The sequence below is a fragment of the Kitasatospora sp. NPDC089797 genome (assembly GCF_040684795.1).
Classification (GTDB): Bacteria; Actinomycetota; Actinomycetes; order Streptomycetales; family Streptomycetaceae; genus Kitasatospora.
The window spans coordinates 87,137-112,573 of record NZ_JBFBGS010000004.1; the positions used below are offsets into that span (position 1 = coordinate 87,137).

General features: G+C 72.1%; 25 protein-coding genes. 9 read left to right on the forward strand and 16 right to left on the reverse strand.

All coding sequences use genetic code 11. The annotated features are described in order from the left end of the window. On the forward strand, positions 1–408 hold a 408-nt coding region (locus tag AB0O91_RS04960), incomplete at its 5' end, for a hypothetical protein (protein WP_363427925.1). A gap of 91 nt (positions 409–499) precedes the next feature. Here AB0O91_RS04960 and AB0O91_RS04965 read toward each other — a convergent pair. From AB0O91_RS04965 to AB0O91_RS05015, 11 genes are all read right to left on the reverse strand, one after another. Then, positions 500–787 carry a hypothetical protein gene (locus tag AB0O91_RS04965; protein WP_363427927.1) on the reverse strand — a complete coding sequence of 96 codons (288 nt, stop codon included), beginning with the start codon at positions 785–787 and terminating at the stop codon, positions 500–502. A 7-nt stretch (positions 788–794) separates the two neighbouring features. Continuing rightward, the gene (locus AB0O91_RS04970; RefSeq protein WP_363427929.1) at positions 795–1,076 is read right to left on the reverse strand and encodes a hypothetical protein; all 282 of its coding nucleotides are present in this window, start codon (positions 1,074–1,076) and stop codon (positions 795–797) included. Between the two features lie 8 nt (positions 1,077–1,084). Then, entirely contained in the window at positions 1,085–2,533 is a 1,449-nt protein-coding gene (locus AB0O91_RS04975; RefSeq protein WP_363427931.1) for a hypothetical protein, read from the reverse strand. Between the two features lie 30 nt (positions 2,534–2,563). After that, positions 2,564–2,893, reverse strand: a complete 330-nt coding sequence (locus tag AB0O91_RS04980; protein WP_363427933.1) for a hypothetical protein — start codon at positions 2,891–2,893, stop codon at positions 2,564–2,566. Between the two features lie 96 nt (positions 2,894–2,989). Continuing rightward, complete coding sequence (locus AB0O91_RS04985; protein WP_363427935.1) at positions 2,990–3,631, reverse strand: hypothetical protein; 642 nt, start codon at positions 3,629–3,631, stop codon at positions 2,990–2,992. Positions 3,632–3,837: 206 nt separating this feature from the next. Then, on the reverse strand, positions 3,838–4,158 hold the full coding sequence (locus AB0O91_RS04990) for a multidrug efflux SMR transporter (protein WP_363427937.1): 321 nt from the start codon (positions 4,156–4,158) through the stop codon (positions 3,838–3,840). 7 nt (positions 4,159–4,165) lie between these two features. Continuing rightward, positions 4,166–4,885 (reverse strand): HAD family phosphatase, encoded by a 720-nt coding sequence (locus AB0O91_RS04995; RefSeq protein ID WP_363427939.1) that lies wholly within the window; start codon positions 4,883–4,885, stop codon positions 4,166–4,168. A gap of 64 nt (positions 4,886–4,949) precedes the next feature. After that, positions 4,950–6,035, reverse strand: coding sequence for an ABC transporter ATP-binding protein (locus tag AB0O91_RS05000; RefSeq protein WP_363427941.1), 1,086 nt, complete (start codon positions 6,033–6,035; stop codon positions 4,950–4,952). A 35-nt stretch (positions 6,036–6,070) separates the two neighbouring features. Continuing rightward, entirely contained in the window at positions 6,071–6,814 is a 744-nt protein-coding gene (locus AB0O91_RS05005; protein WP_363428205.1) for an ABC transporter permease subunit, read from the reverse strand. A gap of 65 nt (positions 6,815–6,879) precedes the next feature. Further along, positions 6,880–7,893, reverse strand: coding sequence for an ABC transporter permease subunit (locus AB0O91_RS05010; RefSeq protein ID WP_363427943.1), 1,014 nt, complete (start codon positions 7,891–7,893; stop codon positions 6,880–6,882). A 6-nt stretch (positions 7,894–7,899) separates the two neighbouring features. Further along, positions 7,900–9,069, reverse strand: coding sequence for an ABC transporter substrate-binding protein (locus tag AB0O91_RS05015; RefSeq protein WP_363427945.1), 1,170 nt, complete (start codon positions 9,067–9,069; stop codon positions 7,900–7,902). Between the two features lie 384 nt (positions 9,070–9,453). On the opposite strand from AB0O91_RS05015, the gene AB0O91_RS05020 reads away from it, so the two are divergent. Continuing rightward, complete coding sequence (locus tag AB0O91_RS05020; protein WP_363427947.1) at positions 9,454–10,233, forward strand: GntR family transcriptional regulator; 780 nt, start codon at positions 9,454–9,456, stop codon at positions 10,231–10,233. Between the two features lie 22 nt (positions 10,234–10,255). Here the strand turns inward: AB0O91_RS05020 and AB0O91_RS05025 are convergent, their stop codons facing one another. Beyond that, complete coding sequence (locus tag AB0O91_RS05025; protein WP_363427949.1) at positions 10,256–11,833, reverse strand: TauD/TfdA family dioxygenase; 1,578 nt, start codon at positions 11,831–11,833, stop codon at positions 10,256–10,258. Between the two features lie 176 nt (positions 11,834–12,009). Between AB0O91_RS05025 and AB0O91_RS05030 the strand changes: the two genes are divergently transcribed. The 5 genes from AB0O91_RS05030 to AB0O91_RS05050 all read left to right on the forward strand — a co-directional run bounded on the left by AB0O91_RS05030 (position 12,010) and on the right by AB0O91_RS05050 (position 16,364). Then, the gene (locus AB0O91_RS05030) at positions 12,010–12,624 is read left to right on the forward strand and encodes a hypothetical protein (protein WP_363427951.1); all 615 of its coding nucleotides are present in this window, start codon (positions 12,010–12,012) and stop codon (positions 12,622–12,624) included. A gap of 39 nt (positions 12,625–12,663) precedes the next feature. Further along, a complete protein-coding gene (locus tag AB0O91_RS05035) occupies positions 12,664–12,867 on the forward strand; it encodes a DUF397 domain-containing protein (protein ID WP_363427953.1) in 204 nt (67 codons plus the stop codon). Between the two features lie 498 nt (positions 12,868–13,365). Further along, a complete protein-coding gene (locus tag AB0O91_RS05040) occupies positions 13,366–14,382 on the forward strand; it encodes a ScbA/BarX family gamma-butyrolactone biosynthesis protein (protein WP_363427955.1) in 1,017 nt (338 codons plus the stop codon). Between the two features lie 54 nt (positions 14,383–14,436). After that, a complete protein-coding gene (locus tag AB0O91_RS05045) occupies positions 14,437–15,093 on the forward strand; it encodes an HAD family phosphatase (RefSeq protein WP_363427957.1) in 657 nt (218 codons plus the stop codon). 62 nt (positions 15,094–15,155) lie between these two features. After that, complete coding sequence (locus tag AB0O91_RS05050; protein WP_363427959.1) at positions 15,156–16,364, forward strand: cytochrome P450; 1,209 nt, start codon at positions 15,156–15,158, stop codon at positions 16,362–16,364. Positions 16,365–16,436: 72 nt separating this feature from the next. On the opposite strand, the gene AB0O91_RS05055 is transcribed toward AB0O91_RS05050, so the two are convergent. Both AB0O91_RS05055 and AB0O91_RS05060 read right to left on the reverse strand, forming a co-directional pair. Next, entirely contained in the window at positions 16,437–17,936 is a 1,500-nt protein-coding gene (locus AB0O91_RS05055; protein WP_363427961.1) for an FAD-dependent monooxygenase, read from the reverse strand. Positions 17,937–18,158: 222 nt separating this feature from the next. After that, positions 18,159–19,625 (reverse strand): MFS transporter, encoded by a 1,467-nt coding sequence (locus AB0O91_RS05060; RefSeq protein ID WP_363427963.1) that lies wholly within the window; start codon positions 19,623–19,625, stop codon positions 18,159–18,161. Positions 19,626–19,853: 228 nt separating this feature from the next. Between AB0O91_RS05060 and AB0O91_RS05065 the strand changes: the two genes are divergently transcribed. After that, positions 19,854–20,165 carry a helix-turn-helix domain-containing protein gene (locus AB0O91_RS05065; RefSeq protein WP_363427965.1) on the forward strand — a complete coding sequence of 104 codons (312 nt, stop codon included), beginning with the start codon at positions 19,854–19,856 and terminating at the stop codon, positions 20,163–20,165. 108 nt (positions 20,166–20,273) lie between these two features. Next, on the forward strand, positions 20,274–21,914 hold the full coding sequence (locus AB0O91_RS05070) for an APC family permease (protein WP_363427967.1): 1,641 nt from the start codon (positions 20,274–20,276) through the stop codon (positions 21,912–21,914). Positions 21,915–21,974: 60 nt separating this feature from the next. On the opposite strand, the gene AB0O91_RS05075 is transcribed toward AB0O91_RS05070, so the two are convergent. Both AB0O91_RS05075 and AB0O91_RS05080 read right to left on the reverse strand, forming a co-directional pair. Further along, complete coding sequence (locus AB0O91_RS05075; protein WP_363427969.1) at positions 21,975–24,065, reverse strand: transglycosylase domain-containing protein; 2,091 nt, start codon at positions 24,063–24,065, stop codon at positions 21,975–21,977. Between the two features lie 265 nt (positions 24,066–24,330). Beyond that, complete coding sequence (locus AB0O91_RS05080) at positions 24,331–25,410, reverse strand: aminotransferase class V-fold PLP-dependent enzyme (protein ID WP_363427971.1); 1,080 nt, start codon at positions 25,408–25,410, stop codon at positions 24,331–24,333. Between the last annotated feature and the right edge of the window lie 27 nt (positions 25,411–25,437).

Below are 25,437 nucleotides of genomic sequence, written 5' to 3' on the forward strand. Positions count from 1 at the left end.
AGCCACGAGCACGGGCCGCACGCCAACCTGGCCTTCTTCGCCTACGACGACGACCTCGTCCTGTACTTCGTCAGCGAGCGCTCCACCCGGCACAGCCACCACCTGGCCGACGAGGCCCGGGCCGCCGCCACCGTCTTCCTGCCGCCACCGGCCTTCGGCGAACAACTGCGCGGCCTCCAGCTCACCGGCAGCGCGAGCGAGGCCTGGGGGCGGCAGGCGGAGGCCGCGTTCGCCGCCTACCAGGGGCGCTACCCGGCCTTCGCCCAGGACGAGGGGACCCGGCGGCAGTACCTCACCGGGGGCGGGGCGGCGGCGCTGTACCGCTTCCAGGTCGAGGAGCTGACGGCCGTCGACGAGCCCAACTTCGGCCGCCGCAACTACCTCCGGGCCCGGGTGGTGCGGGGCTGAGCCAGGGCCGGCCGTCGCTGGCCCCGGCCATGCCGGAGCCCGCGACGGCGGCCGGCAGCACGGTGTCCAGGGCGCCGGCGACCGCGGGTCCTCAGTCGGGCGGGAGCGGGAATTCCCCCTGGTCGAGGAAGAGGAAGGCGTGGATCTTCTCCAGATACGCATACATCTCCTCGTCGGTCCCGAACTCGACCCAGGTGAGCTCGCAGTACTCGCCTCGGGTGAGATCCCGCCCCTCGAAGAGTTGCGTGAACCACCTCCGCAGGTCGTCTCCCCATACCGGGTTGGACCTGCCGATGGTCGTCTTCAGGCGCTCCATGGAGGAGAAGGCCATCTCGACGTTGAGGTACTGCCGCATGAATCCGGCGAGTTCGGGTTCCATGGGGTCCTCAGTCGGGCGGGAGCGGGATTTCGGTGGCGCCGAGGAAGAGATATGCCCGGACTTCTTCCAGGTACGCGTACATCTCCTCGTCGGTCTCGAATTCGATGAAGGTGTAGTCGCAGAATTCGCCCCGGGTCGCGGTCCGCTCCGTGAGCAATTCGTCGAACAGTTTCCTCAGTCGCTCGCCCCAGTTCGGCAGGCCTGTGACGGTCTGCTTGAGGCGGTCCACATATTGTGCGGTCTCGATGTTGAGATAGGACTCGAAGAATCCTGCCAGGTAGGAGTTCATGGGAGTCCTCAGGGATGCCTTCCGCGGGCGGGATTTGCGTAGGATGTCACGAGATTGTAATGCCCGTCGGCATCCAGGACGTAGTACGTCGTCAGAGTTCCGCCTTCGAAATCGACGGGCAGGTACTTGGTCGGATCGTTCGGGTCCTTGTAGTAGCCGGTGAAGCGCTTGTGACCGTCCGGGCCGAGCACGTCCTCGATGGGGGTGGAGATCGGGGGCTCGAGGTTGTCCTTGATGAACTTCCGCATGTACTTGTCGACCGTCACCAGATCCGCGGGGTCGTCGTAGCGGGTCGCGTAGGGGCCGCACTTGTGCACGCCGCCGGTGTCGGCGTCGACCGTGGTGCCGGTCAGCGGGTCGATGTGGTCCCGTGACTTGACGTGGCCGGCGTTCCCCGAGGTCGGTCCGTAGACCTTGGGAGTGCCGTCCTGGTTGGTGATCGTGGTGCCCAGGCGGGTCTGGAGGGCGGCGTCGTCCGCCTTCACGTGGCGGCCGGGGGCGTGGCCCTCGCCGCCGAGTTGGCCGATGCGCCGGGTGGTGGCGACTCCCTCGCCGCTCGGGCCGGCGGCGCTGCCGACGGCGCCGAGGGCCACGTCGAGGGGCAGGACCGGGCCGGTCTGGAAGGTGTAGTCGTAGCCGGCGGTGAGGGCGGCGCCGGTGAGCATGCGGCCGGGGACGGTGTCCGAGGCGTTGGCGACCTTCGCGGCGGCGGCGAGGGTGACGGACGCGCTGTCGGAGACCTCGGCGGCGGTGGAGAGGACCCGGGCGCCGGCGCCGAGGCCGGAGCCGGCGCCGCCCATGATGCCGCCGGTCTTGGCGGCGTCGGCCGCCTCGGAGAAGCTGTAGCCGCCGTCGTCGAAGAACTCGACCCGGATCGGCTGGGCCACGGCGACGTCGACGGCGATCGCCTCGACGGCGCCGAAGGCGGCGCCGGTCAGCACGGTGGCGGCGATGGTGGCGATGGTCTCGGAGACGGTGACGCCGATCGACGCGGCGGCGGCGACGATGCTCGCGCTGGTGGCGGCGGCGACGTCGGCCGAGATGCTGAAGGTGACGAAGGCGAGGGCGGCGCCGACGACCAGGGTGCCGCCGACGATGGCGGCCTCCTCCTCCAGCTTCTTGATCGCCTTGTCGACCTCGGCGGCGAAGTCGCGCAGGGCCTTGGCGAGGGCGCGGCAGGCGGCGGCGGTGTCGGGGAGCCAGCCCTTGCCCTGGCCGGCGCCGTCCTTGCCGCCGTAGTACTGGCCCCAGAACTTGCCGAAGGCGTCGATCGCGGGCCCGTGGTTGTTGGCGACGATGGCGGCGGCGGCCTGGTGGGTGGGGGCGGTGACGTTGTCGATGGCGGTGGCCATCGTGTCCCAGGCGTCGGCGACCGTGCGGAGCTTGTCGGGGTCGGCGTCGGGCCACCACATGCCGGTGACCTTCTGGACGGCCTTGGCGACGGTGGACTCACCCACGGGACGGCCCTCCGCCGGGGCTGCGGCGGGTCACAGCAGGTTCCGCTTGGCGTGGTCGTCGGCGCCGGTGTGGTTGTCGGCGTGGGCCCTCAGGGTGGGGCCGATGCTGCCGAGGCCGGTGACCAGGACGTCGAGCGCGGAGAGCACGTGGTCGTGCGGAGTGTTGTAGGCGGCCGCGAACTCGTTGCCCTGCTTGTCGCCGCCCCAGGGGCTGCCGGCCGCGGTGAGGCTCTTGCGGAGGTTGTCCAGCGCGTCCTTGAGCGCCTTGCCCTGGTTCTCGAAGGTCGGTGCGGCGTCCGTCAGATCGCCCGGCCGGATCTTGAACTCCGGTCCGCCGGCCTTGGCTGCGTCATCACCCACGGCTGATCCCCCCGCACTGTCCGTCCATCAGAGATGGTGCGAAGAACAGGACGGCCGGTGGACGGACGGGGTTTCAGCGCGACGGAGTGATGCGCGTCACGTGCCCCGACGGTCGGTGGGGCGGCGGACGGACCAGAGGATGATGCCGTCGAGGACGGCGTTGAGGGCGAGGAAGCCCAGGGCGGGGGCGGGGGAGTCGGTCTCGCCGGGGAGTTCGGGGGCGACCCGGCCGGTCGGGTCGACCCGGACGGTGAGGACGTCGCCGGGCCGGAACCGGGCCGAGTCGGGGCGGAGTTCGCCGCCGGGGACGGCTGTGCCGTCGCGCTCGGCCAGGGTGTAGGAGCGGGCGGCCGCGCCCCGGCCGGACTTCTCGATCCGTTCGCTGCGGACCACGGCGGTGACCTCGTCGCCCGAGCGCAGGATCAGGCCGCGCCAGGCGTTGGCCCCGAGCAGGTAGGCGAACAGGCCGGTGAAGGCCATCAGGGCGATGCAGCCGGTCATGGCCTTCTGGAACGCGGGGTTCCCGAGGGAGTCCCGGCGCAGCGTGAACACGGCGACCAGGGTGACGGGGTAGACGCAGCCCAGGGCGATGGCGAGGCGGCCGTCGAGGTAGACGTCCACGGCGATGACGCCGAGGATCAGGCCGGTGGACAGGGCGATGACGGCCAGTGCGTGCCGGAGGCGGTGGTGCCGGTCGGCGGTGTCCCGGATGACGGGCCCGGTGGTGAGGACGGCCATGGAGCACCCCCGTTGTCGCCGGTCTGCTGTCGGCGCGAGGTTAACGCCGCCTGCCCGCAGGGTGGTTGGGCTTTGACGGATCCCGTACGGGGTCGATACGGGGTCGATGCGGGTTCCCTGTGCAACGGGGGAACGGGCCGGGCCGGGGCGGGCGTCGGTGGGTCCGACGGCCCGTCCCGGCCCGGGGAGCGGAAACTGACGATGAGTCAGTGACCGCCCTTGAGGTTGAGCACGACCACCCCGACGATCACCAGGGCGAGGCCCAGCCACTGCAGCCGCCCCAGCGACTCGCCGAAGGCGACCACGCCGATCCCGGCGACCGCCGCCGTCCCGGCGCCCGACCAGACCGCGTAGGCGACCGAGACCGGGATGTGCTTGAGCGCCCGGCCGAGCAGGTAGAAGGACAGCGCGTAGCCGATCCCCACCCCGAGGCTGGGCCAGAGGCGGGTGAACCCCTCGGTGAGTTTGAGGCAGCTGGTGGCGCAGACCTCGCTCAGGATGGCGAGGGTGAGCAGAACGTAGGGCATGTCGCTGTCAAACGGCCGGGGCGGCGCAGAGCTTCCCCAGCAGCGCGGGGTCGACCTGCTCCAGGCTGCCCAGCAGGGTGATCCGCCCGCCGTCCGGCATCGGGACGGCGGTGGACGGCACCGCGAGCACCGCGCAGCCGGCCGCGGCGGCGGAGGCGACCCCGGTCGGGGTGTCCTCGACGGCGACACAGGCGGCCGGGTCGAGGCCGAGCCGCTCGGCGGCGGCCAGGTACGGGTCCGGCGCGGGCTTGGTGCGCGGGGTGTCCTCGGCGGCCAGGGTGATGGCGAACCAGTCGCGGCCGATCGCCGACAGGACGAGGTCCACCACCAGGCGCGGCGAGGCGGAGACCAGCGCGGTGGGCACCCGGGCCTCCCGCAGGGCGGCCAGCAGGGCCAGTGCGCCGGGGCGCGGCACCGTCTCGGCGGCGACCTTGGCGGCGAAGGACTCGCCGAGCCGGGCGGCGAGTTCGGCCTCGGTGCGGTCGGTGCCGCTGACCCGGTGCAGGTGGGCGGCGGTGTGCTCGACGGCCTGGCCGAGCACCTCGGGGGCGTCCTGGTCGGTGAGCGGGTGCTCCAGCTCCTCGCCGAGTTCGGCGGCGGCCTGCCACCAGAGCTGCTCGGTGTCGACCAGGGTGCCGTCCATGTCGAAGAGGACGGCGGCGGGCAGGACCGCGGCGGGCGGGATCGCGGCGGGCAGGGCGGATTCGGGCAGTGCGGATTCAGGCATGGCGGTACCTTCGGGTGTTCTTCAGACGGTGCAGACGCGGTACGAGAATCTCAGACGGCGGGATTCAGGCGGTGCGGCGGTCCACCAGGACGGGACGGTCGGGCAGCGTGAGCGCGGCGCGCGAGCCGGCCGGCAGGGCGGCGGCGGCCTCGGTGGGCAGGTCGACCTTGACCTCGGTGCCGTCGTCCAGGCGGACGGTGAGCCGGGTGACGGCACCCAGGAAGGACGCGGTGACGACCAGTGCCGGGCCGTCCGCGGCCGGGGTGAGGTCGACGTTCTCCGGGCGGACCAGCACCTGGAGCTCGCCGTCGGCCGGGACCTCGCCGTCGACCGCGTGCCGGCGGCCGAGCACCTCGACGCCGTCCGCGGTGCGGGTGCACGGGATGCGGCTCATGGTGCCGACGAACTCGGCGACGAAGGCGGTGGCCGGCCGGCCGTACAGCTCGGACGGGGTGGCGCACTGCTCCAGCTTCCCGGCCCGCAGCACCGCGACCCGGTCGGCCATGGACAGCGCCTCCTCCTGGTCGTGGGTGACGAACAGGGTGGTGATGCCCAGCTCCTGCTGGAGCCGGCGGATCTCCTCGCGCAGCTGGAGGCGGACCTTGGCGTCCAGCGCGGACAGCGGCTCGTCCAGCAGCAGCACGCGCGGCTGGAGGGCGAGCGCGCGGGCGAGCGCGATGCGCTGCTGCTGGCCGCCGGACATCTGGTGCGGGTAGTGCTCGGCGCGGTGCGGCAGGCCGACCAGGTCCAGCAGCTCCCCGGCGCGCTTGCGGCGCTCGGCCTTGCCGGTGCCGCGCATCCGCAGCCCGAAGGCGACGTTGTCCAGCGCGGTCAGGTGCGGGAAGAGGCTGTAGGACTGGAACACCATGCCCGCGTCGCGCTTGTGCGCGGGGATCGAGGTGATGTCCTGGCCGTCGACCAGCACCTCGCCGGAGTCGTGCTGCTCGAAGCCGGCCAGGATGCGCAGCGCGGTGGTCTTGCCGCAGCCGGACGGGCCGAGCAGGGCGAGCAGTTCGCCGGGGTTGACGGTCAGGTCCAGGCCGTCGAGGGCGGTGGTGGCGCCGAACGCGCGGCGCAGCGAGCGGAACTCGACGGTGGCGCTGCCGGGGGCGGTCGCGACGCTGTCGGCGAGGGCGGTGGCCGTGGTCATGACTGGTGACTCCTGGAGAACAAGGGGGTTTCGGATCAGGCCCGGGCGGCCTTGCGGCCCCGGCCGACGGCGGACATCAGCAGCAGGACGAGCCAGACGATCAGCAGGCTGAGCATCGACACCGCGACGGACATCTGGCCGTCGCTCTTGCCGTTGGAGTTGATCCACACCGAGAAGGGGGTGAAGCCGAGGATGGACGCGGTGGTGAACTCGCCGAGCACCAGGGCGACGGTGAGCACGGCGGCGTTCAGCAGCGAGCTGCGCAGGTTCGGCAGGACGACGGTGAACACCGCGCGCAGCCAGCCGGCCCCGCAGTTGCGGGCGGCCTCGACCAGGGTGACCACGTCCACGCCGCGCAGTCCGGCGTCGATGGCCCGGTAGGCGAACGGCAGGGCCATCAGCACGTACGCGATGATCAGGACGATCGGGAAGTTCGGGTCCTGGATGGCCACGATGGTCTGGAACAGCGGGGTGTCCTGGAGGTAGTCCGGGCCCCAGCGCAGCACACCGATGATGCCGGTGGTGAGCGCGACGACCGGGACGACCAGCGGCATCGAGCACATGACCTCGATCACCGGGCGCAGCTTCGGGGCGCCGAGCCGGGCGGCGAGCACCGCCGGGACCAGCAGGAGGAGCAGCACCACCACGGTGACGGCGGCCAGTTCGAGGCTGAGCACCAGGCTGTCGGTGAAGCCGGGGGCGTTCAGCAGCTGGGTGTAGGCCCGGAAGGTGGTGCCGCCCTTGTTGTCGTCGATGCTGAACCACAGCGAGGCGGCCATCGGCACCGCGAAGTAGATCCCGCAGATCAGCAGGACCAGCCCGCGGCCGAAACGGATGCGATTGATCAGGCGAGCCACTTGGCACTCCGGCGCTGAAGGGGCAGGTACACGGCCATCACCAGGCAGGCGACCACGATCATGTCGAGGCCGAGGGCGAGGGCGAGGTTGCCCTGGCCGACCAGGACGTTGCCGGACAGCGCGTCGCCGATCTGCATCGAGATCAGCGGCACCGAACTGCCCACCATGGCCTCGGCGGTGGCGTACGCGGCGAAGGAGGCGCCGAACAGCAGCACGAAGCCGCCGAGCAGCGAGGGCAGCAGCACGGGCAGCGCCACGTGCCGCCAGTACTGGAGGCCGGTGGCGCCGTTGTTGTACGCAGCCTCGCGCCACTGGGCCTTGAGGCCTTCCAGGGCCGGGGTGATGGTGATGACCATCAGCGGCACGAGGAAGTACAGGTAGACCACCGACAGGCCGGTGAAGGTGTAGAGGTTCCAGCCGTGCTTGGTCAGGCCGAACTTCTTGGTCACCTCGCCGGCGTTGCCGAGGGTGGCGACGAACATGAAGGCCAGCGGCACGCCGCCGAAGTTGGCGAGCACGCCGGAGGCGGACATCACGGCCTCGCGGAAGGCCCGGAAGCGGGAGGTCGCCACGGCCTGGGCCAGCGGCAGACCGATCACGGCGGCGATCAGCGCGGTCAGCAGGGAGAGCTTCACGCTGCCCCACAGGGCCGTCCAGTAGGCGCCCTGGAGCGAGTTGGTGAGGTTGTCGGTGGTGAAGGTGCCGCCGCCGTCGGGGGCGTCCGTCGAGGTGGTGAAGGCACCGATGGCGATCGCGACGGCCGGCAGGCCGAAGCCGATCACGAAGAAGAGGATCAGGGGGAGGGCGCCGAGCCAGGCCCGGCTGCCGGTGCTCCGGCGCTTGGCCGGGCGGGGGGCCTTGGCGGTGGTCGCGGTAGCCGGGGCGGCGGTGGCGACGGGGGCCGTGGCGACGGTGGGGGAGGTGGTGGCGGGGCCGGGGGTGCCCCCGCCGCTCTGGGCGGCGGAGGCGGTGGCCGGCACCGGGGTGGGAGCCGTGGTCATCTCAGGTCAGCCCGCGATCGCCTTGGCCCAGTTCTCGGTCACGGTCTTCTTGGCCGCGTCCGTCTGGTCCTGGGTCGGGAAGGTGGTGAAGGGCTTCTCGACGACCGGCAGCTTGGCGGCGGCGGTGGCGTCCAGGGTGCCGGCGGCCTTCATGGCGTCGAACAGGGCGGGGGTGGCGTAGCCGCCGAGGAAGCCGTTCTGGCCCTGGGCGCTGTAGAGGTACTCCTCCCACAGGCGCGCGGCGGCCGGGTGCGGGGCGTCCTTGTTGATCGCCTGGTTGTAGTACTGGGCGTAGGAGCCGTCCGAGGGGATGGCCACCTGCCAGTCGATGCCCTTGTCCTTGAACTTGTCGGCGTAGCCGGCGTTCAGGTACGACCAGTCGATCGAGATCGGGGTCTCGCCCTTCTCGATGGTCGCCGGGGTGACCTCGACCGGGTTGAAGTTGCCGGCCTGCTTGACCTTGCCGAAGAAGTCGATGCCGGGCTGGATGTTGTCCAGCGAGCCGCCGTTGGCGAGCGCGGCCGCGTACACGGCGCCGAAGGCGGCACCGGCCTTGGTCGGGTTGCCGTTCAGGGCGACCATGCCCTTGTAGTCGGGCTTCAGCAGGTCGGCGAAGGTCTTCGGGCAGGCGGACACCTTCTTGGCGTCGCAGCCGATCGACATGTAGCCGCCGTAGTCGTTGTAGCTCAGACCGTTGGCGTCCTTCATGGTGGCCGGGATCTTGTCGAAGTCGGCGACCTTGTAGGGGGCCAGCAGGCCCTGCTTGCCGGCGCTGATCGCGAAGGCCGAGCCGAGGTCGACGACGTCGGGGGCGCGGTCCTGGCCCTTGCGGGAGGTGATCGCGTTGATCTCGTCCTGGCTGGCGCCGTCCGGGTTCTCGTCCTCGATGTCGATGCCGTACTTCGCCTTGAAGTCGTCCATCAGCTTGCCGTAGTTCGCCCAGTCGCGCGGCAGCGTGATGACGTGCAGCTTGCCCTCCTTCTTGGCGGCGGCGACCAGGCCGTCCATGCCGCCGAAGTCGGCGACCGAGGTGGCGGTCTTGGCGTTCTTGGCGCCGCCCGAGGCGTCGTTCGACTTCGCGGAGGTGGAGCCGGCGGAACCGCAGGCGGTGAGGGACAGCGCGGCGGCGGTCAGGACGGCCGCGAAGGCGGCGGAACGGGCACGGTGCACGGACACGGGTCAGTCTCCTGATCGGGTGTACTGCGAGGGGGGTGCTGCAAGGGAGTGGTGTCGGATCTGATCGGGGGATCGATCGTGCGAGTGGCCGTGGCGGGGATCCGTCCGGCGTCCGTCGAGGGTCCTTGCCGTTCGTCCGGTATCCGTTCGGCACCGTCCGAGTTGACTAGCCAACTTCGCTGACGGAGGTAAGTAACCCGGAGTTCGGTGACGGGAAGGTGAACGGACGGCCCAGAACCGGGGTCGGCTGCGGGAACGGTCGAATCAGGCCATCGGAGCGTGATCCGTTCGGTGCGATGCTCGAACGGCGCAGCGGGATAAGGTCGGGCTGTCCGCGCCGGTACGGCTGCGCAGGACACCGCCCCAGGAGGGACATTGACTGACGTGGCAGTGGAGCCCGGGCGCCCCGTGGAGCGCGAGGCCGGAGCCCTCTACCGGAAGGTGGCCGCGGACCTGCGCGAGGCCATCACCACCGGCGCGTACGGGGAGGCCGGCCGACTGCCGGCCGAGGGCGCGCTGGCCGAGCAGTACGGGGTCTCCCGCGGCACCGTCCGGCAGGCGCTCGCCGTGCTGCGCTCGGACGGGCTGGTCACCTCCCGCCGGGGCACCCGGCGGGTGGTGCTCGGCGGCGCCCGGGTGCAGAGCTTCTCCGAACTGCTCAGCTTCACGCACTGGGCGTACTCGATGGGCGAGGAGCCCGGCGGCATCCTGGACTCCCTGGTGCGCCGCCCGGCGGACGCCGCCGAGCGCGAGCAACTGCGGCTGGAGCCGGGCGCCGAGGTGTACGTCACGGTCCGGCTGCGGACGCTCTCCGGCACGCCGGTGATGGTCGAGCGGACGGTCTACCCGCCGCGGGTCGGCGAGATCGTCGCCGAACTGCCGCCGGACGTGGTCTCGCACACCGAGGTGCTGCGCGAGCACGGCATCCTGTTCACCGACGCCGACCACACCATCGACATCGTCGCCGCCAACGCGGAGGACGCCCGGCTGCTCGGCTGCCGCCGGGGCGGCCCGCTGCTGCGCGAGCGGCGGCGGACCACCGACCCGACCGGCACGCCGGTGGAGTGGTCCCAGGACCGCTACCTGCCCGGGACGGTGGCCTTCAGCGTGCACAACTCGCTGGCCACCTCGGCGCTTTCGCGGCACGCCCGGGAGCTGGACTGAACTCCCGGGCGCGCTCGGGGGTTCAGTGCATGAGCGAGGCGAGCAGCGGGCGGTAGTACTGGAAGTCCGGCGTCGCCAGGCCGGGCTCCTTGGCCTGCTCGTCCCACCGGCGGACGGCCACCGCATCGACCGCGCCCGGGAGTTCGGCGAAGGCGGCGGCCTCGGCCCCGCCCATCGGGCCGCCCTGGACGGTCAGGGTGTACTCGGAGGCCTCGGAGAGCTTGGCCCGGTAGCCGGGCTCCACGGCGCACAGGTAGCGCTTGGCGGCCACGTGCAACCGGACCGGTTCGGTGACCTCCGGGCCGAACCAGCGGGCCAGCCGGTCGGCTCCGCTGTGGCTGTGCCGGTTGTCCTGACCCTCCATCAGGTCCCGTCCGTGCAGGTCGCCGTGGAAGTGGCCGATGTCGTGCAGCAGGGCGGCGGCGACCAGGTGGTCCGGCGCCCCGGCCGCCTCGGCGGCGGCCGCGGCCTGGAGCATGTGCTCGGCCATGGTGACCGCCTCGCCCAGGTACTCCCCGGCGCCCTCGCCCGCGAACAGCTCGGCCAGCTCGTCCAGGGCGGCGGTGCGGCGGTGCAGCACGGCGAGGGTGCTCGCCAGCGAGTCGAGGTCCGCGTAGCAGCCCTGGAGGTGCCGGTGGCCGTCCTGCTGGAAGGCCGTCCGGGCGTGCAGCAGCCGGGTGTTGTCGAAGACCAGGCAGTCGCCGGGGCCGAGCCGGAAGGTGAGCTGGAGCTCGGGGCGCAGGGTGATCGCGGCGAAGCGGCGGTAGGCGGAGTAGAACGCCCCGAGGTCCCCGGTGCGCAGGGTGCCGATCGAGCGGTTGTTGAAGCGCACCTCGCGGATCCGGCCCAGCGGGTCCACCTCGATCAGCGGGCGGTCGGCGCGCAGTTCGGTGCGGCGGTCGCGGAAGACGAAGGGGACGGGCGTGCGGGTGAGGGTCGCGAAGTCCTCGGGCGACTCCTCCCGGAGCAGGGCCGCCGCCTTGAAGCCGTCCACCAGGCCGGAGTCGCCGCCGGTCGCCGAGTTCTCCAGGCAGTGCAGCAGTTGGAGGGTGGGCACCGGGTCGCGGTACGGGTTGTCGGTGTGCGGGGCGATGGTCCTGTTCGTGAACGCGAGGTTGTTCGGGTCCGGCTCGACCCGGACGTCGAACAGTTCGCCGTAGTTGGTGACCCGCACGTAGCCGAAGCTCTCGGCCACCCGCAGCACCTGGCGCTCCACCGTCGGCACCCCGCGCAGCACGGCGAAGCCGCTGCGGTGGACGGCGCCGAGCACGGCGGCCTGCTCGGCGGGGTCGGTGAGGTACGCCGCCCAGTCGGCCTCGGGGATCCCGCGGGCGAAGTCGGCGGCGGCCCACAGCCGCTTGTCCCGCTCGGTGCGGCCGTCGCCGTCGGCCTCCTCGGCCAGCCAGGCGAGGGGGTAGCGGGAGCGGTGGCCGTCGGACCAGAGCACCTCCAGGTTGCCGTCGATCTCCGTGCTCGCGGCGACGGTGAGGTCCGGCGGCAGGTCGTCGATCTGGAAGAGCTTCTGGCCGTTGCGCGGGTCCCGGCAGTCGGTGCAGGGGCAGTTGTCGCGCAGCCAGTAGGGCGGCAGTTGCTCGGTCACGGTCTTCTCCTCGGCGCTCCTCGGGGCGAAGTTGTATAGCCAACTTCCCTCGTGCGGAGCCTGCCCGCCCCCGGTGAGTTCCGCGTGCCGGGCAGATGAACGCTGTGGGAACTGTCCCGGGAGAACCTGGCCGAAAGCCGTTGCACGCAGCGGTCGGGACCTGCTCTCATCTGCGGATGCCGGAAAACGATCACCCCCAGCCCGAGGACGTCCTGGTCGACGTCACCCCCGCCGCCCCGTGCCCGCGCCCCCGTCGTCGGCTCTGGCCGGCCCTCGGTGCCGTCGCCCTCCTCGGCGCCGGAACGTTCGGCGTGGTCTTCGCCGACAACTTCGCGAACCTGGGGGCGTACCGGTACAGCCCGCCGAAGAGCTTCACCGGACTCGCCTACGCCCCGGAGGCCTCCCGGGCCAAGCAACCCGGGACCCTGGGCTCGGAGTCGGGCGTCTCCGCGACGGCCTACCTCGGCGACGGCGACCGGAGCACGGTCTTCGTGACCGTCGAGGAGCGGCACATCTTCACGCCCTCCTCCGAACTCGACGACCTCCTCGCCCGCCAACGCGCCGACGGCATAAGGCTGGACGGCTTCCGGGACGTCGACCCCGGCGAGCGGGGCGGCGCCATGAAGTGCGGCACCACCGTCTTCCAGGGGCAGCACCTCGCGGTCTGCGACTGGGCGGACGGCAGCATGTGGGGCACCTACACCGAGGCCGAGTCGGGCGCCGTGCCCGACCTCGGCGCGGCCGTGGACCACGCCCGGGACTTCCGCCGACAGGCCGAGGTCCCGTCCTGAACCCGGTTGCGGGGAACGGAGTTCGGAGAGGTTCTGAGCATGGATGACCTGACGGGCGCCGTAGGGCGCACGAGTGGCCATGGCGTTCAAGAAGGTCAGTGTGTCGAGGTTGCGGACGGCTTCCCTGGCCGGGTTCCGATACGGGACGGCAAGGGCCCCGAGGGTCCCGCTCCGGTCCTTCCGGCCGACGCCTGGTCGGCTTTCGTCTCCGCCGTGCGGAGCGGGGAGTTCGGCGCGGTCTGAACGAGTTCGTTGACGGGCCCGCCCCGGGGTCCCCGGGGCGGGCCCGGGTGTCTCCGGCGGTGTCGATCGTTCGGGTGTGCGGGCCCGAAGAGTGGAGTTGTCTGACCAACTTCACCGTGTGGCCGGAGTCGGCCCGCCTTCGACGGCGGGCGCGTTCCCGGCGGACGGGCGCGCCGGGAGCGATCTCGGGCGGCGCGGCCGACTGGACCGGTCCAGACCTGTTCGCGCGCTCCAGTGCCCCGTGGGATGCCTGAATGGTCGGCATCGCCGCAGTTCAGAGTGGATTCGACCGGTTCGGGCGCGGAGTCGCGATCGGCTCCGGAGGCGCTGCGGTGCGGCCGGTTCGGTGCTCACACACCCTTAACACAAATGTTCGCATCCGCGTGGCCTACGCCACAGTAACTTCGATCGAGGCCAAGGTACGATCCAGCTCGCACCTCCGACGAGAGGTGTACCTGAATGTGTTTCGCAGGAAGAGCAACAAGGGGGAGCTCAACCATGTCTGTCATCCTGGACGGCGATCTCAGCTACTCGACCACCGTCTCGCGCGGCACCGTCCACCGGGCCGCCATCTGCGAGGTGTTCCTCACCGACTCCGCCCGGGTCGCCGAGGGCGAGTACTCCATCGCCGCACAGCTGCCGCGCGTGCACAGCTACTACAGCGACAACGTCACGGCGCCGGCCGCCTACGACCCGATGCTGCTGGTCGAGGTGTTCCGCCAGGCCTCCATCTACGTCGCGCACACCTTCCTCGACGCCCCGCTGGACAACAAGTTCATCTTCGTCAGCGGGGACCTCGTCGTCACCGACCCGGAGGCGCTGCGGATCGGGGCTCGCCCCGGCCGGGCCGGGATCCGGGCCGGCCAGGTCGACGTGAAGCGCCGGGGCGACGTCGTCACCGGCAGCACCCTCGACCTGACCCTGTCGGTGGACGGCCGCGAGGCCGCCACCATGCGCACCGTCTGCCAGTGGATGCCGGGCGCGGCCTGGGACCGGATGCGCGACAAGGGCCGCGCCGCCCTCGCCCTCGCCCCGGCCCGTCCGCACCACACCGGCCGCCGGGTGGCGCCGTTCTCCGTCGGCCGCACCTCGGCCCAGAACGTCGTGCTGGCCGAGGCCGAGGTGCGCGACCACGCCGTCCGGACCCAGATCGTCGTCGACCAGGCGAACCCGGCGATGTTCGACCACCCGCTGGACCACATCCCGGGCGCGCTGATCTTCGAGGGGTTCCGGCAGTCCGCGATGTTCGCCGCCAACGAGCTGTTCGGGCTCTCGCCGCGCAGCCTGCTGCTCTCCCGGGTGGAGACCGACTTCACCCGCTTCGGTGAGTTCGAGCTGCCGACCGACTGCCTGGTGCGGGTCGTGGAGTCGCCCGCGCCGGACACCGTCGCCTTCGAGATCACCATGGTCCAGGAGGACGAGCAGATCGCCCGGGCCCGGGTGCACCTGGCGCGGACGAGCCCGATCACCGGCGCTCTGGAGAATCGTTTCGCCTATGCCACCGCTGGCGTCTGACCGCCGAACTCGGGTATTCCGTACCGCCGTTCCGGCACCACAAGGAGACGCCGCATGTCCAAGCCCATGATCTGGTTCGACTTCGGCGGCGTGCTGTCACCGCCGATGGACGACCTCTTCGACTCGTACCACGCCCGCACCGGCATCACCCCGCGCCAGCTGAAGAGCGCCCTCGGCACCGTCGCCGGGGAACTGGGCGTGGAGCCGCTCGCCCCGATCGAGCTGGCCATGCTCACCGAGGCCGAGTGGGGCGAGGCCATGGTCCGCGTCCTGCGGGACGCCAACCCCGGGATCGACCTGTCCCGGGCCCGCTTCGAGCGCTTCGGCGAGCAGTGGTTCGAGGGGGTCGGCGTCAATCCGGTGATCGCCGCGACCGTCCGGCACGCCAAGGAGCAGGGCTTCCGGGTCGGCATCCTCAGCAACAACGTGGTCGAGTGGGAGCCGTACTGGAAGGCCATCGTGGCGCCGGCCGGTGAGGTCGACTGCGTCGTCGACTCCTGCAAGGTCGGCTTCCGCAAGCCGGACCCGGAGATCTTCCGGCTGGCCGAGCAGCAGGCGGGGGTGACGCCCGAGGAGTGCGTGCTGGTCGACGACCTGCCGGAGAACTGCGTCGCCGCCCGCCGCTGCGGCTGGCGCGCCGTGCACTTCCGCAACAGCACCCAGGCGGTGCGCGAACTCAGCGGCCTGACCGGCCTGCCCGCCCTCACCTGAGCCCGACCGGCCCGCCCGCCCTCACCCGAGCCCGACCGGCCGTCGAACCTCCCGGAGAACACATGACCACCGTCGCCTCGCCCGCGACCGTCACCACCGCCGACATCCCCAACCTCGACCCCGTCCCGACCTTCACCCCGATCGCCGAGCCCGGCCCGGGCGGCCTGCCGCTGATCCAGCTCCCCAGCGGGCACTCGGCGGTCCACCTCACCCGCTACGCCGACGTGCACAAGCTGCTCACCGACCCGACCTCCGGCCGCACCGAGACCAACGTCGAGGGCGGGCCGAGCTTCCTGCCGACGGTGATGCCGAAGGAACTGCTGCTCAACCTGGACGCCCCGCACCACGCCCGGGTGCGCAACTTCGTCACCGCCGACTACAGCGTGGCGGGCGTGGAGCGGCTGCGCCCGGTGCTGGACCGGGTGATCGACGAGGGGATCGCGAGACTCCGGGCCGCCCAGGCCCCGGACCTCTTCGCCGACCTGGTGGACCGCGTCCCGGTGACCGTCAACTGCCACTTCCTCGGGGTGCCGCTGGAGGACGTGGCGTACTTCCGGCCGTCCTCGCGGGTCGTCCAGATCGCCTCGCACGAGAACGTGCCGGACCTCGTCCAGCACTTCTACCGGGTCTACGGCTACGTCCAGGAACTGGTCACCGGAGCCCGCCCGGTGCTGGCCGGCGGACTGATCGAGAAGTTCCGGTCCGAGCGCGACCGGGCCGAACCCCCGCTGGAAGAAGCTGAGTTGACGGGGCTCTTCTTCGGGTCGCTGCTCGGGGCGGACCAGAACATCGTGTCCGTGCTCACCAAGTCGCTGTACGTGCTGCTGTCCGCCCCGGCGCTGTGGCGCCGCCTCGCGGAGGAGCCGGAGATCGCGCCGCAGCTGGCGGAGGAGCTGATCCGGCTCATCCCGCTCGGCAACATCTCCGCCTTCCCGCGGATCGCGGGCCGCGACCTGGAGACCGGCGTGGGCCTGGTGCCGAAGGGCACCGTGGTCTACCCGGACGCCTTCGCGGCCAACCGCGACCCGGAGGTGTTCCCGGACCCGCTGACGATCGACCCCGACCGTCAACCGGCCAAGCGCCACCTCCAGTTCGGCTACGGCATGCACCACTGCATGGGCTCTGCGCTGGCCCGGATGGAGATCGTGGCGGTGCTCACCAGGCTGGCGCGGGAGTTCCCGACGCTGGCGCTGGCCACCGACCCGGCCTCGGTGCCGTGGGACGACGGCACCGTGCTGCGGCGGCCCACCGCGCTGCCGGTCCGGTGGTGAGCACCGGCTGATCCGGGGCACGCGGAAGGGCGGGTACGGGCGATCCGTACCCGCCCTTCGGCGTGGCGGCCGTCAGAGCTCGCCGAACCACTCCCGCAGGGCGCCCGCCAGCGGGCCGCCGTCGGAGGCCCAGGCGATGTAGCCGTCCGGGCGCAGCAGGACCGCGTCCCAGGGGAGTTGACGGCTGCTGGTGGCCCGGACGGTGCGCAGGACGCGGGACCAGCCCTCGGCCTGCTTCCGGTGCGCCCGTTCGTCGGCGCCGAGCAGCAGCACCGGGCGGCCGTCCAGCAGCAGCCGGGTGACGTCGGTGGGGCCCTCGTCGGTGGTGAGCGGGAGGTTGGGCAGGAACTGGCCCTCCCAGGGCGAGCCGTCCGAGGTGCGCGCGGGGTAGGCGGTGTCCTGGGCGCTGATCATGTTGCCGAGGTGGTCGTTCGCCTCGGCGACGCCGAGCAGCCCGGTGAACAGTTCGCGCAGCGGGTCGAGCCCGGGATCGGGCTGCATCAGGGCGAGTTGGGCGCGGGTGTTGTCCACGACCCGGCGGGCCACCGGGCGGCGCTCGGTGCTGTAGGTGTCCAGCAGGTCCTTGCCCGCGGTGCCGTGCAGGGTGTGGGCGAGCTTCCAGGTGAGGTTGAGCGCGTCCTGGAGGCCGAGGTTGAGGCCCTGGCCGCCGACCGGGAAGTGCACGTGGGCGGCGTCGCCGGCCAGGAACACCCGGCCCTTGCGGTAGTCGCACACCACCCGGGCGAAGTCGTTGAACTTGGAGAAGAACACCGGGTCGGTCATCGGCACCGGGCGGCCGAGGATGCGCTCGGCCTCGGCGCGCAGTTCGGCGAGGGTGAGCGGGGCGTGCCGGTCGGGGTGCGGGCCGCGGAAGTCGATGGTGAAGAAGCGGCTGTGCCCGTACGGGTTGACGCCCGCGATGGTCCAGCCGCGCGGGGTGCGGTTCCAGCCGGAGGGCACCCGGTGGGGGTCGGTCAGCCGGACCAGGCCGAGCAGGGCGGAGACGGTCGCGGGGTGGGTCTCGGAGGCGTAGCCGAGCCGGTCCCGGACGGTGCTGCGGGCGCCGTCCGCGCCGACCACGTACTCGGCGGTGAACTCCCGTACGCCGTCCGGCCCCTGGGCGGTGACCCGGACCGTGTCCGGGTCCTGGTCCAGCTCGGTGACCTGGTGGCCGCGCAGCACGGTGACGCCGCGGGCGCGGGCGCGCTGCTCGAAGTCCCGTTCCAGGTCGGCCTGGGAGCGCCCGAAGATCGGGGCCGGTTCGGTACCGGGGGCGGTGATGACCAGGCCGGGCAGGCCGGCGAAGTGGAAGGCGTCGGCGGCCGGCCGGGCCAGGGCCCGGTCGGTGCCCAGGGGTGCGCGCAGGTGGCCGCGGCGGGCCAGGCCCTGGACGGTACGGGCGTGCAGGGTGCCGGCCTTGGGCTGGTCGACGGTCTCCGGGTTGCTCTCCAGGACGATGGTGGAGATGCCGTGGTGGCCCAGCTCGGCGGCGACGAGCATGCCCACGGGGCCGCCCCCGACGACGATGACCCGGGCGGTGCTGGGCTCGCCCGCGGTGGTCTGCTTGCGCATGGTGTGGCGTCCTTCGACTGGCCCAGCGGTGACTGTCGCTGGGGTGACTGCGGCTGGGGCGGCTGGTGCCGGGATGGCCGGTGCGGAGGTGACGGAAGAGGGCCCGGCACCGCTCGGGGAGGCGGTGCCGGGCCGGTTCCGGGGTGGCGCGCGGTGGGGCGGCGCGAAGGGTGTGGGAGGGCGGTACGGGGGTGGCCGCCCTCCCGCGGCTCGGGGGCTGGGTCAGGCGGCGGGCTCGGCGGCCTGCTGCTCGCCGCCGCGGAGCATCACCGCGATCACGACGCCCAGCACCACGCCGACGGCGGCGAGGCCCCACAGGACGGAGTGGAAGGCTGAGTCGTAGGCGTGCGCGAGGAAGTCGACGAAGCCCTGGTGGTCGGTGGCGCCGGAGAGGTCGGCCGCGCCGGAGAGGTCGCCGCCGGCCGCCTTCTCGGCGACCCGGGCGGCCTGCGAGGCGCCGGCGTGCTCGCCGATGCCGTCGCCGACCCGGTTGCCGAGCACGGTCGCCAGGGCGGAGCCGTACACCGCGACGGCGACGGCCTCGCTGCCCAGGCGCAGGGTGTTGAGGAAGCCGGCCGCCATGCCGGCCTTGGCCGGGTCGACCATGGCGAGCGCCTGGCCGTCGACCAGTCCGGCGGACAGGCCCATGCCGGCGCCGGTGACCAGCATCGGGGCGACCAGCACGAGGACGGTGACGGAGGGGGAGAGCAGGGTGAGGGCGACGTCGCCGAGGACGAGGCAGGCGAGGCTCAGGTAGATCAGGGTGAGCGCGGAGACGCCGCGGTCGACCAGCTTGGCGGCCAGCATCGGGCAGACCAGCACCGGGGCGGTCAGCAGCAGCATGAGCACGCCGGCGGCGCCGGTGTCGCGGCCGGTCACGCTGGTCAGGTAGCTGGGCAGGTAGGTGAGCATGGTGACGAAGCCGAAGGAGGCGGCCACCGGGACCAGGCACAGGCCGACGAAGCGGCGGTTGCGCAGCACGCTCAGGTCGAGCATCGGGTGGGCGCTGCGGGTCTCGACGGCGGCGAAGACGGCGAGCACCAGGACCGCGCCGACGAACAGGCCGATCACCCCGGCGCTGCCCCAACCCCACTGCGAGCCCTGCACGATGGCGGTGGTCAGCAGCACCATCGCGACCACGAACAGCGCGCTGCCGGGGACGTCGATCCGGCCGCCGCTGCCGCCGTCCGCGGGCATCGCGCGGGAGATGGCGGGCACCGCGAGCAGCACCACCGCGAGGGCGACGGCGTGCACCGCGAACACCCAGCGCCAGCCGAGGCCCTGCACCAGCACGCCGGCCAGGGACGGGCCGATGGCCACGCCGATGCCGGCGATGGTGCCGAACATCGCGAAGGCCTTGGCGCGGGCCGGGCCGTCGAACACGGTGGAGACGATGGCCGCGCCGCAGGAGAAGATCGCGGCCCCGCCGATCCCGGTCAGGGCGCGGGCGGCGTCCAGCCAGAGCACGTCGGTGGCCAGGGCGCTGGCCAGCGAGGCGACGGCGTAGACGGCGACGCCGGCGGCGAAGGCCTTGACCCGGCCGATCACGTCGGCGATGGAGCCCCAGACCAGGGTGAAGCAGGCGAACGCCACGTTGAAGGCGTTCACCACCCACTGCAGCGGCGCCAGGTCGGCGTGGGTGCTGGTGCCGATGTCGGGGAGGGCGACCGCGGTGCCAGAGATGGACATGGGCACGACGAACACCGCGAGGAGAACTGCTGCCAGGGTCAGCGTCCGGCCGGGCGTCTGCCCTTCCGTTGCGACGGCAGTCGTGGCAGACGGCGTGGTCTGCGTACTCATGGGGCACAACTCCAGGCTCGGCCCGGCCGTTGGACGACCAGGTATGGATTTGATCGAACCTTAAGGTGCCATGCCGACGAGGTACGATGCAACCCATACCTCAAGAAGGAGGATCCGATGCCGGACGTCGAAGGCCATCCCACCCGCGAGGAAATGGACCTGCGGACGGTCCTGAACGCGCTGGCCGATCCACTGCGCTACGGCGTGGTCTCGGCCCTGCTGCGGGAGGCGGAGGGAACGGCACGCACCTGCGCCTCCTTCAACCTCCCGGTCTCCAAGTCCACGCTCACGCACCACTTCCGGGTGCTGCGGGAGGCCGGTCTGGTGCGCCAGGTCGACCGCGGCAACAACCGCGCGGCCACCCTGCGGACGGAGGACCTGGACGCCTGCTTCCCCGGCCTGCTCGACCTGCTGCGCGCCAACCCCTGACGCGTCCGTTCGGGTGGGGGCGCAGGTCGGAGGGCGTTTCCGCGGAGAGGGGCGGCCGGGGCTGCGGCACTGTCGGGGGGATTTCCCCCCGACGTGAGAGGTGGCCGGATGGCGCACAGGACGAACACGGGACCGGCGGCCGCGGGCCGCACCGGCCTCAGGCGCGAGGTCGGGCTCGCCGGGCTGCTGTGGGCCTCGGTCGGGGCCATCATCGGCTCGGGCTGGCTGTTCGGGGCGCAGAAGGCCGCCGTCGCCGCCGGGCCCGCGGCGATGCTGTCGTGGGGGATCGGAGCGGTGGCGATCGTCCTGCTGGCCCTGATCCACGCCGAGTTGGGCGGGCTGTTCCCTGTCGCGGGCGGCACCGCGCGGTACCCGCACTACGCCTTCGGCGGGTTCGCCGGGATGTCCTTCGGCTGGTTCACCTGGCTGCAGGCCGCGTCCACCGCGCCGATCGAGGTGCAAGCGATGATCAACTACGCCCAGCACTGGCATTGGGCGGACGGCCTGCTGAACCGGAACCTCACGCTCACCGGCTCCGGGTTCCTCGTCGCGGCCGCCCTGCTCGGGGTCTTCGTCGCCCTCAACTTCCTGGGCGTCCGGCTGCTCGCCCACACCAACAGCGCGGCCACCGTGTGGAAGGTGGCCATTCCGGTCCTGACCGTCTTCGCCCTCGGGCTCACCGAGTTCCACGGCTCCAACTTCGACGTCCACGGCTTCGCGCCGGACGGTGCCAAGGGCGTGCTGGCGGCGATCAGCACCAGCGGCGTGATCTTCGCCCTGCTGGGCTTCGAGCAGGCCATCCAGTGGGCGGGGGAGAGCCGCGATCCCGGCCGGGACATCCCCCGGGCGGTGATCGGTTCGGTGCTGATCGGCACGGTCGTCTACCTGGTGCTCCAGGTGGTCTTCATCGGAGCCCTGCCGCCGGAGACCTTCGCCGGCGGCTGGGCGAAGCTCTACTACCCCGGGATCAGCGGCCCGTTCGCGGGCCTTGCCACCCTGATCGGCCTCGGCTGGCTGGCGACGATCCTGTTCATCGACGCGGTGATCTCACCGGCCGGCACCGGCCTGGTCTACATCACCTCCAGCTCCCGCATCACCTACGGCCTGAGCCGCAACGGCTACGCGCCGCAGGCCCTCCAGTCCACCGACAAGCGCGCGGTGCCGTGGCCGGGCCTGCTGATCGCCTGGGTCGCCGGGGTGCTCTGCTTCCTGCCGTTCCCGAGCTGGCAGCGGCTGGTCGGCTTCATCACCTCGGCCGTGGTGCTGATGTACGCGGGCGCCCCGCTGTCCTTCGGGGTGCTGCGCAAGCGGCTGCCGGGGATGGAGCGTTCGTACCGTCTGCCCGGCGGCGCGGTCCTCTCGCCGGTCGCCTTCGCGGTGGCGAGCCTGGTCATCTACTGGTCCGGCTGGGACACCCTGTGGCGACTGGGCCTCGCGATCCTGATCGGGTACCTGCTGCTCGGCGGGTACTCCGCCTACGCCGCCGCGAAGGGGGTGCCGAACGCGCCGCGGATGCACTTCCGGGCCGGGCAGTGGCTGCCGGCCTACCTGGTCGGGATGGGGGTCGTCTCCTGGCAGGGCACCTTCGGCGTGGGCGCCCGGGGCAACCTGCCGCTGTGGTGGGACATCGCGGCGGTGGTGCTGCTCTCGCTGGTCGTCTACTACTGGGCGCTGGCGGTGGCGCTGCCGGCCGAGGAGATCGAGCGGAACATCCGCGGGGCCGAGGTGGTGGACGCCGGCGGGTTCTGAACGGACGGGCCCGCACGGCACATCGCCCCGCCGAGCGCACGGCTCGGCGGGGCGGCGTCGTCACGGCTGCTGGTCGGTCGGGGTGGTGGCCGGTGCGCCGGTCCCGGTGCCGGTCGAGGTGCTGCCCGGGGCCGGCTTGGTGACCGGGTCGGGGATGTCGGCCATCGGCAGGGACCGCCTGGGCGTGCCGCGCAGGGCGTCGTTCATGGCGTCCTGCCAGATCGGGCCGGGGCCGTCGGCGCCGAACACCTCGGTGTGGTAGCGGCCGTTGATGGTGATGTTGCGCATCTCGACACCGCCGGCCGGGCCGCCGAGCCAGACGGAGGTGGCGAGTTGAGGGGTGTAGCCGCTGAACCAGGCGGCCTTCTTGTGGTCCGAGGTGCCGGTCTTGCCGGCGATCTGCCGGTTGTCGTCCAGGCTGAGCGAGGCGGCGGTGCCCTTGTTCTCGGTCACGCCGTTCAGCACGGTGTTCATCGCCCGCGCCGTGTCGTCGGAGAAGGCCTTCTCGCAGTGGGCGGCCGGGACGGGCACGTCCTTGCCGTCCACGGTGGTGATCCGGTTGATGGCGAGCGGGTCGCAGTGGTTGCCCTGGGCGGCGAAGGTCGCGTAGACGTTCGCCATGGTCAGCGGGCTCATCTCCTCGACGCCCAGCGCCATCGCGGGGACCTCCTCGAGCGGCTTGCCGCTGGCCTTGGCGGTGATGCCGAGCTTGTTGGCCATCTGTTTGACCGCGCAGAGGCCGATCTCCTGCTCCATCTGCACGAAGTAGGTGTTCACCGAGAGGGCCATCGCCATCTTCAGCTGGTAGGGGCCCTTCTCGCTCGCGGACTCGTTGGGCACCACGGTCTTGGGCTTGGCGTCGTTGCGCCAGGTCCCCTCGCAGGTCTTCATGTTCGGGTACGGCATCGAGTTCGGCGCCTGGTACTCCTGGTTCGGCGGCAGGCCCGCCTCCAGGGCCGCGGCCGCGACGATCGGCTTGAACGTGGACCCGGGCTGGAAGCCGTTGCCGCCGCCCATCGCGGCGTCGACGTTCAGGTTGACCACGGTCTGGTTCTTCGTCGTGTCCAGACCGTACGGGCGGGTCTGGGCCATCGCGAGGATCTTGCCGGTGCCGGGCTCGACCATGGTGGCGGCCGCGGAGACGGAGTCGGTGACCTTCACGTTGCTCGTCACCGCGTTCTGGGCGGCGAGCTGCTTGTCCGGGTCCAGGGTGGTGTAGATGTTCAGGCCGCCCCGGTCCCAGAAGCCCTTGCGGTCCTCGCTGCTCTTGCCGAAGGCCGGGTCCTGCTTGATCACGTGGCGGACGTAGTCGCAGAAGAAGCCCATCGTCCTGGCGGTGATGCAGCCGTTCTGCGGGTCCTTGTAGTTCAGACCCAGCGGGGCGGCCTTCGCCTCCTTCGCCTGGTCGGCGGTGATGTGCTTGTTCTCCAGCATCTTGTCGATGACGGTGTCCCGCCGCTTCTGGGCGGCGCTCGGGTGCAGCTTGGGGTCGTACTGGGACGGGTTCTGGACCAGGCCGGCCAGGGTGGCCGCCTCCGCGACGGTCAGGTCCTTGTTGCTCTTGCTGAAGTAGCGCTGGGAGGCGGCCTCGACCCCGTAGGCGCCGTTCCCGTAGTAGGTGATGTTGAGGTAGTTGGTGAGGATCTGGTCCTTGGACAGCTCCTCCTCCAGCTTGACGGCGATCTTCAGTTCCTGGATCTTGCGGCCCAGGGTCTTGCGCTGCGCCTCCTGGACGGCGTCCTTGTCGTCGCCGGCCTTCTCCACGTTGACGTTCTTCACGTACTGCTGGGTCAGCGTGGAGGCGCCCTGGGAGGCGGTGCCGCTCTCGGCGTTCTTGCCGACCGCGCGGGCGATGCCCTTGAGGTCGACGGCCCCGTGCTCGTAGAACCGGGCGTCCTCGATGTCGACCTGGGCGTGCCGCATGAAGGGCGACATCTGGTCGGCCGGGATGACCGTCCGGTCGCGCTCGTAGACCTTGGCGATCAGCCCGCCCTTGGCGTCGAAGATCTGCGTCGCCTGGGTCAGCGGCGGGGTCTTGAAGTCGCCGGGGATGTCGTCGAAGCCCTCGGCCGTGTCCTTGGCGGTCAGCCCGATGCCGCCGGCGACGGGCAGGGCCAGGCCTGCCACCAGGACGCCGGACACGACGCTCACCCCGAGGAAGGTCGCGCCGAAGCGGGCCAGCCGGAGCGGCGAGGTGCGGGACGGGCGGGAGTCCGCGGTGTCGGCGGAGTTCGGTATGGGAGGGCGATGTGATTCCACATCATGGAGACGGCCCGGGCGTGGAGAAAGGTTGCACGCGGAGCGCCCGATGTGTTCGAAACGGGGTGCGGCGGCGGGTGTTGTGCGGCTCTGGTCCGGGTTCGTCCGGGTGGGCCCCTCCGGGCGGGGCGCCCGACCGCACCCCGCCCGGACGCGCTCAGACGGTCGCGGCCCAGGCGCTCCCGGCGGCGGCCAGGGCCGGGGCGGCGTCGGCCCCGGTGGCGTCGGCGAGGGCGGTCAGGCAGGCGCGGACGGTGTCCAGCGAGGCCGCCGGGCCGTAGTGGTTGACCCGCAGCAGCTCGGCGGCCAGCGCCCCGCCACCGGGCTGGACGGGCAGCGCCGGGTCGAGGGCGGCGGCGAGCTCGGCCGCGTGCAGGCCGGCCGGGGTGCGCAGCGTGGTGGCGACCGGGGCCGCGTGGGCGTCCTGGTGGACGTACGGGCTGACCGTGCCGAGCGCCCGGGCGCCGGCCCGGGTGGCGGCGGAGGCGGCGCGGTGGCGGCCGATCACGGTGGCCAGGCCGTCGGCGGCGATCCGGTCCAGGCAGGCGCCGAGCGCGAGCATCTCCAACTGGGCCGGGGCGTGCGGGAGTACGGTGCGGCCGGCGTCCGTCCAGCGCTCCTTCCAGTCGAGCAGGGAGAGGTAGGAGCGGCGCGGGGCGGCCGGGTTGGCGGCGATCCGCTCCCAGGCGCGCTCGGAGACGGAGACGGCGGAGACCCCGGCCGGGCCGCCCATCGCCTTCTGGCCGCCGATGACGCACAGGTCGACGCCCCACTCGTCGGTGAGCAGCGGCTCGGCGGCGACCGAGGCGACCGCGTCGAGCATCAGCAGCGCGCCGTGCGCGCGCACCACGGCGGCGATCTCCGCGACCGGGTTGGTGTTGCCGGTGGCGGCCTCGGCGTGCACCAGGGAGACGAAGTCGATCTCCGGGCGGCTCGCGAGGGCCTCGGCGACCTGGTCGGCGCCCACCGCGCTGTCGAAGGGCACCGCGAGGTCGACCACCGTCGCCCCGCAGGAGCGCAGCCAGTTGCCGAAGGTCTGGCCGTACGGGCCGGTGACGATGTTGAGGGCGGTGGAGCCCGGGTGCGCGGCGCCGCGGATGGCGGCCTCCAGCGGGAGCAGGGCCTCGCCCTGGGTGACGATGACGTCGGCGCGGGTGTGCAGCAGCGCGGCCACCTGGTCCTCGATCGCCGCGAACCCGGCGGCGCTGAGCGGGGGGAGGTCGAGGAAGGGGCTCACGGGGTCACGGCCTTTCGCGGGGCGGGT